Annotated in this window: 25 protein-coding genes; 2 read left to right on the top strand and 23 right to left on the bottom strand. The window is 58.2% G+C overall.

The annotated features are described in order from the left end of the window. Positions 1-470: 470 nt before the first annotated feature. Positions 471-1,676, bottom strand: a complete 1,206-nt coding sequence (locus tag KIO76_RS14975) for a site-specific integrase (RefSeq protein WP_213324014.1) — start codon at positions 1,674-1,676, stop codon at positions 471-473. A gap of 221 nt (positions 1,677-1,897) precedes the next feature. Then, positions 1,898-2,362, bottom strand: a complete 465-nt coding sequence (locus tag KIO76_RS14980) for a hypothetical protein (protein ID WP_213324015.1) — start codon at positions 2,360-2,362, stop codon at positions 1,898-1,900. On the opposite strand from KIO76_RS14980, the gene KIO76_RS14985 reads away from it, so the two are divergent. After that, complete coding sequence (locus KIO76_RS14985) at positions 2,361-2,606, top strand: DUF982 domain-containing protein (protein WP_213323351.1); 246 nt, start codon at positions 2,361-2,363, stop codon at positions 2,604-2,606. The genes KIO76_RS14980 and KIO76_RS14985 overlap by 2 nt on opposite strands. Positions 2,607-2,767: 161 nt before the next feature. Here KIO76_RS14985 and KIO76_RS14990 read toward each other — a convergent pair whose 3' ends face one another. The 20 genes from KIO76_RS14990 to KIO76_RS15090 all read right to left on the bottom strand — a co-directional run bounded on the left by KIO76_RS14990 (position 2,768) and on the right by KIO76_RS15090 (position 12,341). Then, on the bottom strand, positions 2,768-3,148 hold the full coding sequence (locus tag KIO76_RS14990) for a hypothetical protein (protein ID WP_213323352.1): 381 nt from the start codon (positions 3,146-3,148) through the stop codon (positions 2,768-2,770). A gap of 223 nt (positions 3,149-3,371) precedes the next feature. Then, positions 3,372-3,839, bottom strand: coding sequence for a hypothetical protein (locus tag KIO76_RS15000; protein ID WP_213323354.1), 468 nt, complete (start codon positions 3,837-3,839; stop codon positions 3,372-3,374). After that, entirely contained in the window at positions 3,836-4,354 is a 519-nt protein-coding gene (locus KIO76_RS15005; protein ID WP_213323355.1) for a hypothetical protein, read from the bottom strand. Before KIO76_RS15005 ends, KIO76_RS15000 begins: the two co-directional genes overlap by 4 nt. Next, the gene (locus KIO76_RS15010; protein ID WP_213323356.1) at positions 4,351-4,776 is read right to left on the bottom strand and encodes a hypothetical protein; all 426 of its coding nucleotides are present in this window, start codon (positions 4,774-4,776) and stop codon (positions 4,351-4,353) included. Before KIO76_RS15010 ends, KIO76_RS15005 begins: the two co-directional genes overlap by 4 nt. Continuing rightward, complete coding sequence (locus KIO76_RS15015; RefSeq protein WP_213323357.1) at positions 4,763-5,170, bottom strand: hypothetical protein; 408 nt, start codon at positions 5,168-5,170, stop codon at positions 4,763-4,765. Before KIO76_RS15015 ends, KIO76_RS15010 begins: the two co-directional genes overlap by 14 nt. Before the next feature lie 203 nt (positions 5,171-5,373). Further along, positions 5,374-6,099: a hypothetical protein gene (locus tag KIO76_RS15020; protein WP_213323358.1), complete on the bottom strand. Its 726-nt coding sequence runs from the start codon at positions 6,097-6,099 to the stop codon at positions 5,374-5,376. Next, entirely contained in the window at positions 6,092-6,526 is a 435-nt protein-coding gene (locus KIO76_RS15025; protein ID WP_213323359.1) for a hypothetical protein, read from the bottom strand. The genes KIO76_RS15020 and KIO76_RS15025 overlap by 8 nt, the downstream gene beginning before the upstream one ends. A 294-nt stretch (positions 6,527-6,820) precedes the next feature. Then, the gene (locus KIO76_RS15030) at positions 6,821-7,192 is read right to left on the bottom strand and encodes a hypothetical protein (RefSeq protein ID WP_213325376.1); all 372 of its coding nucleotides are present in this window, start codon (positions 7,190-7,192) and stop codon (positions 6,821-6,823) included. Beyond that, positions 7,078-7,446, bottom strand: a complete 369-nt coding sequence (locus KIO76_RS15035) for an HNH endonuclease (RefSeq protein WP_213324016.1) — start codon at positions 7,444-7,446, stop codon at positions 7,078-7,080. The genes KIO76_RS15030 and KIO76_RS15035 overlap by 115 nt, the downstream gene beginning before the upstream one ends. Then, complete coding sequence (locus KIO76_RS15040; protein ID WP_213324017.1) at positions 7,443-7,610, bottom strand: hypothetical protein; 168 nt, start codon at positions 7,608-7,610, stop codon at positions 7,443-7,445. Before KIO76_RS15040 ends, KIO76_RS15035 begins: the two co-directional genes overlap by 4 nt. Next, complete coding sequence (locus KIO76_RS15045; RefSeq protein ID WP_213324018.1) at positions 7,607-8,002, bottom strand: recombination protein NinB; 396 nt, start codon at positions 8,000-8,002, stop codon at positions 7,607-7,609. The genes KIO76_RS15040 and KIO76_RS15045 overlap by 4 nt, the downstream gene beginning before the upstream one ends. A 10-nt stretch (positions 8,003-8,012) precedes the next feature. Continuing rightward, on the bottom strand, positions 8,013-8,459 hold the full coding sequence (ssb, locus tag KIO76_RS15050) for a single-stranded DNA-binding protein (RefSeq protein WP_213324019.1): 447 nt from the start codon (positions 8,457-8,459) through the stop codon (positions 8,013-8,015). After that, entirely contained in the window at positions 8,460-9,077 is a 618-nt protein-coding gene (locus tag KIO76_RS15055) for a lambda exonuclease family protein (RefSeq protein ID WP_213324020.1), read from the bottom strand. 10 nt (positions 9,078-9,087) lie between these two features. Next, positions 9,088-9,612: an HNH endonuclease gene (locus tag KIO76_RS31750; protein ID WP_213324021.1), complete on the bottom strand. Its 525-nt coding sequence runs from the start codon at positions 9,610-9,612 to the stop codon at positions 9,088-9,090. Next, positions 9,609-10,367 (bottom strand): ERF family protein, encoded by a 759-nt coding sequence (locus KIO76_RS15065; RefSeq protein ID WP_249729608.1) that lies wholly within the window; start codon positions 10,365-10,367, stop codon positions 9,609-9,611. Before KIO76_RS15065 ends, KIO76_RS31750 begins: the two co-directional genes overlap by 4 nt. A 193-nt stretch (positions 10,368-10,560) precedes the next feature. Continuing rightward, positions 10,561-10,722 carry a hypothetical protein gene (locus KIO76_RS15070; RefSeq protein WP_213324022.1) on the bottom strand — a complete coding sequence of 54 codons (162 nt, stop codon included), beginning with the start codon at positions 10,720-10,722 and terminating at the stop codon, positions 10,561-10,563. Continuing rightward, a complete protein-coding gene (locus KIO76_RS15075) occupies positions 10,722-11,048 on the bottom strand; it encodes a hypothetical protein (RefSeq protein ID WP_213324023.1) in 327 nt (108 codons plus the stop codon). Before KIO76_RS15075 ends, KIO76_RS15070 begins: the two co-directional genes overlap by 1 nt. Next, entirely contained in the window at positions 11,045-11,239 is a 195-nt protein-coding gene (locus KIO76_RS15080) for a hypothetical protein (RefSeq protein ID WP_213324024.1), read from the bottom strand. The genes KIO76_RS15075 and KIO76_RS15080 overlap by 4 nt, the downstream gene beginning before the upstream one ends. 172 nt (positions 11,240-11,411) lie before the next feature. Continuing rightward, positions 11,412-11,750, bottom strand: coding sequence for a hypothetical protein (locus KIO76_RS15085; protein ID WP_213324025.1), 339 nt, complete (start codon positions 11,748-11,750; stop codon positions 11,412-11,414). Between the two features lie 312 nt (positions 11,751-12,062). After that, positions 12,063-12,341, bottom strand: coding sequence for a hypothetical protein (locus KIO76_RS15090; protein WP_213324026.1), 279 nt, complete (start codon positions 12,339-12,341; stop codon positions 12,063-12,065). Positions 12,342-12,516: 175 nt separating this feature from the next. On the opposite strand from KIO76_RS15090, the gene KIO76_RS15095 reads away from it, so the two are divergent. Then, the gene (locus KIO76_RS15095; RefSeq protein ID WP_213324027.1) at positions 12,517-12,900 is read left to right on the top strand and encodes a DUF3572 family protein; all 384 of its coding nucleotides are present in this window, start codon (positions 12,517-12,519) and stop codon (positions 12,898-12,900) included. Here the strand turns inward: KIO76_RS15095 and KIO76_RS15100 are convergent. Next, the gene (locus KIO76_RS15100) at positions 12,890-13,567 is read right to left on the bottom strand and encodes a helix-turn-helix domain-containing protein (RefSeq protein ID WP_213324028.1); all 678 of its coding nucleotides are present in this window, start codon (positions 13,565-13,567) and stop codon (positions 12,890-12,892) included. The genes KIO76_RS15095 and KIO76_RS15100 overlap by 11 nt on opposite strands. Positions 13,568-13,575: the final 8 nt, after the last annotated feature.

Consider the following 13,575-nt stretch of genomic DNA (forward strand, 5'->3'; position numbering starts at 1 on the left):
GCGGCCATTATCCTGCTTTCGATTGGATGGGCAGCCAACTTTTTTGAAGCAATGGCCTTTGACCGGCCTCGCCGAGCGAAACGGCAGCCGGGAAAGCGGGCATATCCGCGGGATAAGAATGCCGCCGGATATTATAAGTACTTCTGACATCAGGTGAATGTCGGAACCGTTCGCGCGGCGTGCCATCCGATCTCAACGATGCGAGCTGGTCGCGTGGAGTGCACATGCAGAACGGGGCGGGCTATCGCGCCACCAGCTCGCTTCGTGCCGAAGAGATCATCAATTACTTGATTTTATTGGGAAAATAATGGTGGGTGCGACAGGGATTGAACCTGTGACCCCTGCCGTGTGAAGGCAGTGTATTGCGCTGTATACCTTGCCATCCCTAGCTTTTCAATACCATCCGCCACAGCTACGTTCTTATAATGTTCGTGTGAAACTGTGGCAAACTGTGGCGCCACAGCTTCGAATTACCTTCGCCCCGGTCCCGATAGAGCCTTCGAAGCGGCGGACTGGAAGTCCGGGTGATGGTGCCCATAAACGCGCTCGAACATGGCCGAGGTCATCCCGAGATAGCCAGCCGCCTCCCATACTTCCACACCGCGTTGAGCCAGCCACGTCCCGCATGTGTGTCTCAGAATGTGGGGAACGATCTCCGCCCCCAGCCCGGCATCTTCGCGGGTGCCTTCCCAGCCGGTGCGGACCTTGCTGGCGATCGCCACGCTTCCATGGTGAATGACGTGCGTGATCATGCGTCCGTCTTCTAAAGGCGCGGCACGGTCGATTTTATGCCACCTTCGAAGGTGGGCAAGCAGGCGTTGTTGCAGGCGGACAGGAGGCCTACGCTTCTTTGTCTCGCTTTCGCCCGCGCCTCGGCGGTGCATGACGCCACGCTCCAAATCAATCCATCCTGAGATTGCGGACGGCTCCCACCTGAGCCCTATCATCGCGGAATGCCGCGTTCCGGTGTAAAGGCCGATCAATATAAATCGGGCGATGTGAGCCCGGTTCGCGCGCGCGCTCTTGCCTCGCCGATGGATCGCCCCGCCTTTATCCCTATAGAAACCGAGTGCCGCGGCTAGGAGCTTGGCGGCCTGCTCGCGGTCGAGGAATGCTTGGCGAGGCTTGCTGTCTTCTGGCAGCCAAACGACCGGTAGTGCGGGCAGCGGGTGCTCAGCGTGCCAATAGTTGATCGCGGCCGATAGAACGACTAACTCGCGGCGCGCTGTTGGTTCTCTCACGGTGCGGGCACTAGTCTTGGCGTGCCGGATCCTCTGCTTTGTTCGCCATGCGACATAATCTCGACATGTCGTCCGTCTCACTTCGGAAACGGCCTTGTCTCCCCACCATTCCATGAGCTTGTCGATGCGCGCCGAGAGGATTCGCCTGTCTCCCTCCTTTTTGGGCGCAGCCTCGCTGCCATACAGGCTCAATACCTCCGCAATATAAATCGCTTCGCCTGGGCCGCGAGGTTGCCCCTTAACCTCAGAAAATTTCTTGGCTAGGTAGGAAGTGAGCGCTCTTTCAGCGCCAAGCTTGTCATCCGGGCCGCAGCCTGTGCTAACCGTAATCGGTCCATCTCTGATGACCCAGACGCCCGCGTGGGTGATTTTCCCCGACTGGTCGCGGCGTGGGGGGCGCTCATAGAGCCGTGGCCCTTTTGATCGCTGCGGCATAGCCGTAGCATCTCCTTAATTGCAGACGGCGTGACGAAGTCTTTTCCCGCCACGCGTGTGAGTGTGAGTGTGCCCTTGCGGGCCTCTGTTCGCAGGGATCGCGGCTCCAAGAGACCACCAAGAAATACTTCGCAGGCCTCTCGCAACGTCATCAGTTCGAAATCAGACCAGTCGCTCGCCAATGGACGGCTGATGCTCCTATCGGTCTTCCGCGCCATTCTCTATCGTTTCTCCTGCCAAAAGGGGTTGGGGCAAACTCTGGTACGATCGTAGCCATGAGGGCCGCAGTTGCATGAATCCTGGCTGCAGCCAGGAAACGATGGATCAAAGTCGGTAACGATACTTATCAGTTCGTCGGCTGTCTTCGAGGCCACATAAGCTCGGAGCTTTTTCCCGTGCGGGGTAAGCCACGCGTAGCGCGGTGATGTGCCATACTCTAGCGTGTCGTTTCCGCATAGGATGTTGATCAGGAGCCACGCGACTGTCGCTCCTAGCGCGTTCTCCAGTTCTTGGTAATCGTAGCCGCCTGTCTCAGGGATTAACTCCAAAAACGCCTTAAGAGCCAGGATCGTATGGGGCTCGCCTGTCCCGTAGCCGAACCCGAACGCGTCGCTCTCCCAATCCCTGAAGTAGTCGTCTAAGGATCGAAGATGCTCGGTATCCTCTGTTGTGCTAATCTCTGTCATGCCTCGTCTCTGGTTTGAACCGGTTGATATCTGGATCTCTGACAGCACGCGACGAACGGTCACGAGCGTGGAAGAAGCGGCACGGATGTTGATGGAGAAATGGCCTGAGGAATTCGCGACCTCCAAGAAACACCTCGCGGCTCGCAAGGCCTGCCTTGCGGCCCTTGCTGATCCGTCGCCTGCATCCGCCGCCAAAGCTCGCGCAGCCCTTATCAAGGCTGCTGAGGAAGCGGGGATGGGGTGAGCACGGGATCAATGTCGTCATTCCCACATCCATCGCAGTCAGGGCACACGGCGACCGCCTCGTCGCCAATGTCACCAGGCGATGGATCGAGGTATCGATCCCAATCCGTAACTATCTCGCCGTTGCCACAGCATCTCTCGCATTGGATCCGGTGGCTCATCTCACTCTCCCTTGAGGGCGGCGCGGTTGCGGATCTCAGCGAGTAGATCCTTGTAGGCCGCGTACCATTTGGTCTCGTGCTCTGGATCGAGGCTGATCTCCGCGTCCCAGAGCGCCTTCTCTGCCTTATCGGCGCGGGCTCTCGCTGCAATATAGCGCTCGCATTGCCAGTTGGCATTGCGCTGCGTTTCCGATTGGAACATCATCGCTTCGTTGAGTTGTTCCTTCATCCTGTCGGCGCGGGCTTTCTCTGCCGCCGCGGCGCGACGGGAGACCAGCAACTCAACCGCCATATCGTGCGTCTCATCCGAGGATGGTGTGCCGCGACAGATCAATTCTTCAAGGCGGGCATCTGTTACCAGCCGGTATCCGGGCGCGGTCATGGGCGGGGCTCCTTTGCGCGTGTGCGCTTGTTCCATTCCCGCGTCGCATTGCGTTCGCCGCGATGGTTCTCGGAGCTCGGATCGCAACCGTCGCCTTCGCCCGAGGGACCACGCGCCAAGCATGAGTTGCAAATGACGGCGAAGTCGCCGTAGTCCATGCACTCAACGAAACTGTCAGATGTTCCGCAGAACGGGCACGGCTTGCGTTTCGCGATCCGGGCCATTACTTCCCCTCCGGCTTGCTAAGGGCGGCGATAGATTTAGAGACGGTTTCTTGCCAACCACGATCAAGTGCGGCTGACGCATTTGTACGAATGACAGAGAGAACACCAGGATAGTCATTCTTGGTTTGTGCCAAGATATATTCGAGCGTTCCGCGTAGCTGTCTATTCTCTGCCTCCACATCCGGCGACGGATCGGGCTTGTTCTTGTACAGCGGGACGATATGCCGAGGATCAAACTCATCAGCTTCGTGCTTGTCCATAGTAACGCTAGACATGCGCCCTGTGTTGCTAGCGATTATCCCCCAAGCAATCGGCTCCGCATCCGTCACAGCCTCGGCGCGTTCCGTCTCGCGGCCGGCCTTGAACCAATATTCAGCGCGGTCCTTGTCCGATGTGGGCTTGAGCAGCCAAGGCCGCTCTTTCCACGCTGCCTCAAAATCAGCGCGCTCCTTGTCTGTGTTGGTCATGGCTTAACCTCGCGATTTGGCTTGAGGGTGCGCGGCAACGGATACGGCTCACTGCTGTTTTTGCTCGGGTTCCAGCATGTCGTCTCGCCCACGCTGGCGCGTTCGGCGCCACCCAGGAAAATTGCCGTGTCAGGGTATTTCGCTTGCAAGTCTTCCGGCAGCGTAGACCCGGACCAGAGATCAAAGGTCGTGATCCGCTGGCCTGCATAAATCGACGGCTCGATGTACTCGATATCGAACCTTCGACCGGCCATGCCTCGGAACGATCCGCTTGTACGATCGCCGGGGCGGTAGACGTGCCCCTCTATAATCGTCATTTGGCGATGCTCTTTTGCAAGCCGTTCAGCGAAGTCGCGCCAGTAGTCGCAGCCAAAGCAAAGGCGTCGTTCCAACATGTTCGTGCGATGCGGTTCGCAATATGTATTCCGAGCTTCTTTCCCGCATTGGACGCACGTGAACTCGTGATAGACGACATCAGTCTTAAAGGTCGGCGTGATAACCCTCGGCTCGCTCATGGCTTCTTCTCCGCGAGGGCTTCGATGCCAGCGAATGGCGGAAGTTTCTTCTCGATATTGTCCATCACCAAGCGCATCAGTTCGCCATACGCCTCGCGCTTTGCCTGTTCGCAGAGACGGGTGAAGGCCCACAGAAGAATAGGGCGAAGCTCTTCAGCGGTGACGCCCATCTGTTCCGGGTCGTCATCAGGGCTGGTTCTGTCCGAAAGCTCAGCTATCTCGCGGATAACCTCATCAGCAAGTTTCTCATCCCCCACATCAGGAGCGGCGGGAAGGGCGCGGGAGGCGAGGGCTCTTTCTACTTCGGCGGCAATCGTGCTGACCTTGAAAGGCGCTGTGATATCGTCGCGGTAACATTGCCGCTTTATCCATTGGAGTGCTTCCACCACGCGCCGCAACTCCGCGATCTCATCGGGGGTCATCTGGATTTTCCTTGTATGGGGAGGCGGCGAGCACTGCGTCATACGACGCATGGTCGATCGCGACCTGATAAGGGTCAGCCACGCGCTGGCGGGATAGCAAATCGGCATCCCCGTCAGAACCGCCGCGTGATTTGTATTGGACGAACCAACTCACGTAGCGGACATCGTCCGTTAGATCCTTCGGCACCACCACCCCCTCACCATCCATCAGCGCAAGTGCTGCGGCGTCGGTGAGGTGGAGGGCTTTGAGGATGGCGTCGGCCTTTCGCAAGGCGTCCGCTTTGCTTTGCGCAACAATGTCGGACGCCCATACATCATCCGAGCTTCCATCACCGACATAGGGAATGAATGAATGCGGGTCGATAAGCCTCGCCAGCCGCTCACGCGCTTCCATGGCTGGCCTCCAGCTTGGAGAGGAGGGCGCGGGCCTCGTCGCGTGTCCGCTCTATGTCCGCTCGCCCGCAAACGTGCCCGCCCTCACACTCGCATTCGTTGCTGTCGAGCCAGAAAGTTAGGTGCTTATCCACACGATGGAGGAAGGCGGCACCAACGGAAAGCTGGGGCTTTTTGGCACGCCTCGGCGTGGCCTCGCGTGTGTCAGTCGGCATGCTCAGCCTCCATCTGATCGATGTTGCAGCGGTGCGCGGAGAAGGTGTAGGCGGCAACCCAGGGGTTGGCTTCCCATGAGCCAGGACCGTTGATCTCGGTCCAAAGCGCGGCATAGGCCATTCGTGGCGTGGGGTATCGCCAACCTTCGCGGCGCCACGTCCATGTGTCGTGCATGGGGTCATCGCCGATCGCCGATCGTTCAAAGATCCCCTCCGCGATCGCGTCTTCCTCGCTGATGTCCTGGAGACGTTGGACGCGGACGTCCGTGGCGACCAGTGTCAGGCGCGATGCCCAGCGGGGCATGTGGATAGATGGCTTCCACCTGGCCTTGCCAAATTCTGGATGCTCATGGGCGTTGGTCGCGGCATAGACAATGCCGTCGCCAACCGGGCAGGCGAAACCGCCATTGGCCGCGCAGCATTCATCGACTGTTCTGCCCAACGTCTCGCCAGGAGCCAGATCCTTGATGAACGTCCAGTTCCAGCTCTCGCGGACATAGAGCCGGTCGCCCTCGTTGATCCGCTGCCGGACCTTGAAAGGCCCGATCGGCGTGTTGAAGAAGTGGCTATCCGGCTCGTCCGAGGCGTAGTGGATGCCCGCGTACCGCGCACCCTCGGGCGGCTGCGGCTTAATAATCCGCCGCGTCTGCGTCTTCCGGCCTTCAAGCAGAGCGCGGACCATCGGCCCGCTGAACAGGATAGGACGATCAGCCATCCGCCTTCTCCATCTGCGCTATCAAAGCCCTGAAGAGTGCGGTGAGGAGGGCGAGGGGTTCGGTTTTACTGGTGGCTGTTACCTTGTTGCTTTTAGAGCCGTGCCATCCCTCGCGGTCGCACTCCCACAAGGATGCCCGCGCAAGGTTGCCCCATAACGAGACCTCACGCGCCCAACCCGGCAACACCCGCTCCACGAGCGCAATGGCGGCGTCGAGGGATGAGGTGTATGGAAACGCCTTCTCTTGCTCTATCGACTTCCCGGCCTCGTCGTATCCCCATCCGCGCCAATCCACGGACCAGTCCCAAGGCTGATCCAAGGCAATGGATACGGCCCTATCGAGCCAAATATCCGCCCCGCCCGCCTTCTCAAGATCCGCGAGGACAGAGCGGTAGGCGATCAGCTTTTCTTTGACTTCGGCGCTCATCTGCTGCTGCCTCTTATAAGTTAACAATTTTACGTCAGCCGTTAACTTTCCTGTGGAAAGCAAATTTGGCTTTGCTACACTCCCGCCACGGGCGCTGGGAGCGCCTTTTCTCTTGGGGGAGAGAGATGATCTGCAATGCGGATGGACCTATTACAGTTACAACGTGGGAAATAGTTTCCGAGATTGACGGAAGCGTTGCTTTGTTTCTGCTTTCATCACGCGGAAAGTGTATTCTGAGGCCCAACAGCCCGACCGGTATCGAATGGTCGATGACCAGGGAACAAGCCTTGCGGCTTAGCGCTGATCTTGAAGCGGCGGCATCCCGCGATCCGATTGCCCTGCTTGATTGGGCTGAGGCAAGCTGATCCGGCGCTGCTTTTGTTCTTTGCGACATAGGTGTTCCTCTTTGTCGAGGATGTCCGCCTGTTCTTTGATCTTCGCCGCTATGTAAAGATCCTCAGATTTCTCGGGGTCCTGTGATTTCTTGGCGCGGTTCCAAAAGAACTTAGCGGCGTAGTGTAGGTGGTATGCCCTTGTTCCGGAGGGGCGTTTCATGACGATCTCCGAACTGGCAAGTCTGTATCCCGATGGACCAGCTGCCCGTTGACTTTCCGCTTGGTTGGGGAGTTCCTGCCATTTGGCATGGAACGCGACGATTTTTTCCACGCGCCTGTATGCTTGTCGCGCTGTCTATCGGCCTTGCGTGTGCGGCGGATATCGTCCGCAGTCTTTGCACGATGGCAGACTCGGCAGAGGAGCTGGGCGTTCTCGATAGTCGGTTCGCCTCCAAGGACGTCGGGGAGGATGTGGTCCACCTCTCCTTCGCCCGCCTTGAGTTTCGCTCTACAGCCTTCGCAGCAACCATTGGCTCGTAGGAAGACTGCGGCGCGGGTTTTCCGGCTGAACTCGGCTCGGCTCATCCCACGCCTCCAGCCTTTTTCAGCGCATCCCACACCGCCCGCTTCTCATCTTTAGGAAGCCCGGACAGGATCGCCTTATTGATCTCTATGAACTCGCGCATGGATGGCTCGTCCTTGACGAAATGTCTGATTGCCGCGGTGATGAAGCGGGCTTCGGGGGTCACGCGGCTTGGGCATCGTCACGGAAGACCACGCCGTGCTTTGCGCCGAACGCGAAGATCAGTTCGATTAGGTCCGTCATCTCGTTCTTGCTGAGATCCGACGACGAACGCCCAAGGCTCACGATCCCGTTGCCATCCAGGTTGGGCACCATCCGAACCTCTCGCTTAAGGGCGTCGAGGAACAGGAGCTTCCAGTCATCCGGTGATAACTTGATGCCGTGGTGCTTTGTCTGTGCCGCCACGTCCGTCAGCATCGCCCACATACGATCGTTCTGGGGCAGCGATCGCTTGGCTTCCTTGAACTCGATGCGGCAGCCGTAGGGGGCTTTCGTTGCCCAATTGGCGGCCTTCCTGCGATCGATGTCGCTGTGGATGACGACTAGAGCGCGGCTCATATCACACCCCTCAGAACGGAATTTCTTGGTCTGCGAAGTCATCGCGTGCAGGTGCTGAACGCTCTGTTACGCGCTCGCGAGGCTGATCGCTGGCGCCGTCGGACTTCCTGCTTTCGAGAATGACCAGATCGCCACGGAACTTCTGCAGCACGATCTCGGTAATATACCGGTCATTGCCGTCGCGATCCTGGTACTTTCTGCTCTGGATCGCACCTTCGATGTGGACAAGATCGCCCTTGTGAAGATACGCCTGAGCAACTTTCGCCAAGTTTTCATTGTAGATGACGATATTATGCCAGAACGTATTCTCCTTGCGCTCGCCCGTAGCTTTGTCTTTCCATACATCGGACGTGGCGACGTTCAGATTGGCGACGATATCGCCGTTCTGCTTGTGCTTGATCTCTGGATCGCGACCGAGGCGGCCTGTAATGAGCGCTTTATTCACTGAGCCAGCCATCTAAGCGGCCTCCCTTGTCACGGATCCATAGGAGCGGATGCGCTCGACTATGGTGTTGAGTTCGTCGTTGAATGCATCGACCGCGGCAGACATCTCAGCGATGTAGGCCTCGTCTCGATATGCTCGCTTGATCAGCGGCGGCATCTTGGGCCAGTAGACGCAGATATCGATCCACTCGCGTTCTGCTACCCATAGCGCGCCTTGGCATTGGGCCTTGTGCTCTGGTGGGAAATCGTCGCGGATCAGCGCTTCCACCATAAGCGCGGGCAGCTTGGTTTTGATCTCCAGCATGCCGCTCTCCCCGATTAAGCTGTCGGGGCTGCAGCCTTTCTGCCCGTTGCGTATGAATCCGACTTGTACCGGGTCCGCATCCTTCATGAAGGCGTACAAGTCACGAGCCTCCGGTTCCATGACCTTCCCACGTTCTGTATGGATATTCGAAATAGAGTCCGCCGGGTCTCCAGTGATTATCTCGCCGGCGAGCCTACAAAGATAGGATTTCCGGGTCTTTCCCTCGCCCTTGGCGAGGATGGCGTGGAACATGCTGGCGGTCGGGATACCGCAACGTACAGCATGCCACTCAGGAGTTCCTTGCTGAATGTCTGTGTATACGATCATTGGCCGCTCCTTATACGTGGACATGACGCCATGTTGCGCGCCGCAGAATCATGGAAACGTTTGCTGACGTAATATCCAGTTCGAGCGCGATATCCTTCAAAAGGGCGCCAGCGCGCCGCATCGAGAACGCGCGGCGGATGTCTGACTCGGTAAGCTTCGCGAGGGCATTCTTCTCGCCGACAAGCAGCGTCCCATGGCGGGATTTGTCGGCATGATTCCCCTTACGGGTATCCCACCGGAGGTTGCTAACCCTGTTGTCGGATGGGTCGCCGTTGTTATGGGCGCACTCCATGCTCGGGGGACATGGCCCAACAAACGCCTCGATAACCAGGCGGTGTACAGAAAAATACAAGTGGCGACCGTTTCGGCACAGGCGAACTCTCTTGTGGCCGCTCTTGCTCGTGGATTGGGCGAGAACCGCGCCGCGCCAGACGCGGCCATCCGTTAGCGTTCGCGTGACACCGCGAACTCGACCTTGGTCCGACACCTCGTAGAACCCTTCTAGCCCGACAACAGGCGCCCATAGCTCGGTCACGGGCGCGCCCTCTTTGCGATGAGCAGCCCACGAGCGCGGTCGAAATCGCGAGCCTTGAGATCCGACACGCTTTCGGCCTTGAAGTAGGCTAGGAACTTGTTGATGTCGGCGCCGGTATCGGAAATGAGCTTGTGGATCTGCTCGGCTTGATCGTCGGTGATCAGAACTGGGGCGCCCGCAGATGCGCCGTCGTCATCCCGATCGGCCTTCGCGCGGCTAGTAATGTTGAGTAGCGCCTTAGCCGTATAGCGCTGGCCGTAGCTCGTCGTGGAGCCAACGGCCTGAACGGCATTCTTGCTCCCGCTGGTGTCGATCGGCAGGTGGATGCTCGTTTCCTCGCTGTGGCCCTCCCGATGACTGAGGATCCCCGTGACGACGATCTTTCCGGCGTCCTGTCCGATGCGAAATCGCAGGGAAAAGCCATGCTGGGCGAGGACCGGCTTTATGGCCTCGTTGATATCTTCCCACTTGGCGTACGTGCTTTGGACCTTATCGTCCTTGTTCTTGATCCCCCCGTTCTCGTTGATGATCGGTAATTCCGGCTGCATCTGCGAAAACGCGGCATCAAATGAGGCCTTCGCCTCGCGAGCCAAGATGCGCTCCTGCATGTCCAAGAGGCGCTGCATCTTGTCGATATCGACGTTGGGGTTGAGCGCGGCACGCTCGATCACTTGGATGATTGCGGCTGGCTCGCGCTGAACCTGCCGAGGTTCAATCTCGTGCGGAGCCTGGTATGTCTCAACTGCTGTGCTCATCGGCTGATGCTCCGTTCAAGAGCGGCATTGGTAACGCGCTGTTTCTCGCGTTCGATTGGTCTGGTGGCCTTATGGCGGGCTCGCTGGGCTTGGATCTGAGCGTCCAAGGCCACGATCTTAGGCCGCTTCGGTGGTGGTGCCCACTCACGCTTGAAGAGCTGGAGTAGGGCGCATTGAACGCGAGATACGAAGCTCATGGCTGACGATCTCGACGGTAGGAGGAGGCTTCGCCGTAGGGCTCGTCATCTTCCTCGGAGAAGGGAGGCGCTGAGATAAGCCCGTGCCACGCCCACAATCCCAAGGCCACTGAGCCCCAGACTGGCGAGTACTTCAGGATGAAATAGAGGATATCCATCACGCGGCCTCGGCAACGTCTTGGATCTGATCAAGACGGCGAACGGCCGAGATGTGCTGCTGGCAGGTGCCGTCTGCGCCCCGATCAAGCCAGAGCATTTCGCCGTGCATGGCGATAACGGTGGCTTCTTCGGTTTCCGTTGCGAATGAAATCCTGACGCGTTCCCCCGGCTGAAAATTGGGGCGAACCATCTTCATCTCATCGGACGAGAAGAATAGAGGGGAACCGCCGACGCGAACGATGTAACGCTCGAACCCGATTGAAGGAGTCTGCTCAATCGTTCCGATAATGGATACATAATCTCCGCAACGAAACGTGCTCATCACGCAGCCCTCTCCTGTCCCTCGGAAAGCTCACGGGCGTAAGCCATGGCGTCGTCGAGGTATCGATCTATTTCGGAATGTGAGTGGCCAAGTTCTCGTAAGATACCCCAGCACTCTTGCCAGTCGGATAGGTTGGCGAAGTTGCTTTTCAGCTCATCAGCCATAGACGCCACAGGCGTATCGAGCTTGTTCATGCGTCTGCCTCTGCTACATTTATAAGCGCCGTGACAACGCGGTCGTAACTGGCATCGCATCTGTCCATTGTTATTGAGATCAGAAATTCAGTCGATATGTCGTCCCCGAATTCCTCCCACGCGTCTTGAAATTCTCTCTCGATTTCGCGGTCGCGTTTTGATACACGTGCCATCACGCAGCCTCCCGGCTCAGACGATCGTCACGGGCGAAGTCCGCCGCTGTCGCCGCATGAAATTCTTCCGGCTCCATGCCGTCGTACGCGTCGATCTTGTTGTCTTTCCAGAGCAATTCGATCGCTCGGCGGCACAGGCAATACCAGTCATCTTTTTGACGGAGTTCGGCGCGATTGCCTTCCTCGTCGTCGATCTCGATCTCCACGTCGTAGATCTCGGGCTCGTCGTACATCGTTGTGATGTGGATCTGCGCCTTGCCATCGACACGTGCGATCACACGCCCGTCTGTCGTAAGAAGCTTCAGTTCTTCAAAGTCGTAGATGATTGAGTGGGACATGATGTCCTCCACATAGGCCACCTACTGCAGCACTGGTTTGGGGACAGTGCTGGGGTAGGGGGTCAGACAGTTTTCCCGCCGCTCGCGATGTGTTGCTTGATCAATCCATCAAGCTCTCTCTGAGCGAATATCCCTCGCGACTTCTGAATTTCGTAGTTCAGACGGCTCTCAGCCGCGACGATTGAGTCTGTCGGTGTCCTCGACACCAAGTAGCAGCGGACGTAAGTGTCGCACTCTGTGATAGTCGCGGAGAGTTCTTTCATCCGCTCCGTGCGCTCTACCGACATCTCATCTCTCCGTTACTGGGTATGGTCAGGATTTCTTGGAGCGCTCTGCGAGCATGGCCTGCCAAGACGCGGCGATACGCTTCTCAATGGCGTCGTAGAGCGAGGCGCGGTACTTCTTTGCCAACGCGTACAGCCGCGCCATAGGCTCGCTCACCCATGGCTGAAACTCTGCGGCCGGAACTCCAGGCCCGCTCCACACTCTCAGAACAAGCCCGTGCTGGGCGTACACTGCATACGCCCCCGCCGGGTGAGAGGCGGCATAAGCATCCAGTTCGTCAAGGAAGACCTGAAGGGGCTTGGCCATCTCGTCTCTCCATCAAGCAGTGGCTGATGCATTACGTATATGCGGCGGCGCATAATCAGTCAATACGGTATTATGCGTCGGTGCATAATTTTTTATGCGTGGTGATTCGCGCCCATTGACTCTCAGGCTGCGATGTTCTTCATTTGTTCATCATATGTGGGGAGGACGTGGGGCCATGCTGGACTACAAGCAATCGCGAGCGATAGCGGTCCATGTGCTGGGGCTTATGGCGCGCGATAAGGAGGCGCTGACGCGCTTCTTCAACGTGACGGGCGCCAGTCCCGAGACCATCAGTGCCTGCGCGCAGTCACCCGGATTTTTTGAAGCGGTCCTGGATTTTTCAGTCTCGGACGCCGCTTTCCTCAATCACATTGAGGCGCAGCTGCGCTTGCCTGCGTCCGCGATAGACAGCGCCAGGGCGTGCTTTAAGGCCGAGTCAGAGGCCGATACGCGCGTGGTATCCATATCCGGATGGGCTGATCGGCAAGAGCCGCCTCGCAAGAGCCGCAAGGCTGCCCTGCCGTCTCTCCCTCCTCGGGCGCTATACGCTAGGGCGTGAAGATGGATCCGACGACGACGTGAACGCTCTCAACCTGGTCGCGGTCGAACTCGAACCTGCGTGGCGGGTTGAACTGTTCCACGATAAGGGCTTGCGGTGTCCAAGCGACGAAGCGTTTGATAAAGCCGTCTGGCGGGTCTCCGAGCCCATCCCCCTTCAACTGCACAACCACGTCATTGCCAGCATGTGGCGGGCGGCTCGGGTGAACCCACACCTGCTCACCGGGATTGAATCGCGGCATCATACTGGTGCCGGACACGAACACCCCGTAGGCGTTGGGTACTCCCTGCAGTTGCGGCGGCATGGCTACATACTCGATGACTTCCCCATTGAAGACGAACCGGCCGTCCTCTCCTCCGACCGCCCGGCCCAAAATAGGTAGCGTCTTTTCGCCGAATGTTGGAGGGGGAATCGTTACCGATGCATTTGGTTCCGGCCGAGGTGGCGCTGGTATCGGGATGTTGCCCCGCACAATAGCTTCCAGCTTCGCTTGCGCGGCCGGATCTGGCGTCTGACCACCAAGCCAGCGCGACACAGTCGACTGTTTCACTCCGACCCGACCGGCTAGGTCGGACTGGGTCCAAGAGTGTGCCGCCATGAGCGCGCGGATTTCGTCACTTGTAATCATGGTAACGATCATACGCATACGCATAAAAAAAGCACGCATATGCATCT

This window comes from Chelatococcus sp. YT9 (assembly GCF_018398315.1).
In the GTDB taxonomy this organism is placed as follows: domain Bacteria; phylum Pseudomonadota; class Alphaproteobacteria; order Rhizobiales; family Beijerinckiaceae; genus Chelatococcus.